This window comes from Sutterella sp. KLE1602 (assembly GCF_001578585.1).
Classification (GTDB): domain Bacteria; phylum Pseudomonadota; class Gammaproteobacteria; order Burkholderiales; family Burkholderiaceae_F; genus Sutterella; species Sutterella wadsworthensis_A.
The window spans coordinates 1-511 of record NZ_KQ968488.1 but is presented as its reverse complement, the minus strand read 5'-3'; the positions used below and the strand labels follow the sequence as shown (position 1 = coordinate 511).

The window sequence follows — 511 nt, the reverse complement described above, 5'->3', positions numbered from 1 at the left end:
AATCGGATAGGGGTGAGGACTTTTGATCCTCAGCCCCTTCCACACCACCCACCGTGCGGATCCGCAGTGGGCGGTTATCAATAACCTCAGAGAACTTCCTACTTGTAGACGTCCCCCAGGCACGTCCATCCCAATTCTCGGAGTCGGCCATTTGTCAGCGAGGTCGAGAGTATCCAACTGTTTGCCGTATGCCAGTACGACTTGCGGGTATTGGCCCACTCCCAAGCCACCTTGTCGTCTAGGCCCAGTTTCCTGAGCGCCGCAAACTTTGTCCGAACCTTCTTCCACTGTTTCCAGTAGATCTGTCGGATGCGTCTGCGCAACCATTCATCGGTGCTTCTGACGAATATCGCCATCGACGACTCCGCGAAATAGTTGACCCATCCGCAGACGAAAGCCTTCAGCTCCTTCCTGTACGCTTCAAGGCTTCTGCCTCGACTGCGTGAGGTAATGGCCTTCAGGCGCTGTCTGCATTTGGCCTTGGACTTCTGATGCGGTCGTGCTTTCACGA

The 511-nt window shown here is 55.2% G+C and carries 1 protein-coding gene; it reads right to left on the bottom strand.

Translation table 11 applies throughout. From position 1 onward, the window contains the following. Positions 1-98: 98 nt before the first annotated feature. Positions 99-511: group II intron maturase-specific domain-containing protein (locus HMPREF3036_RS01135; RefSeq protein WP_304440521.1), on the bottom strand; the 413-nt coding region annotated here is incomplete at its 5' end.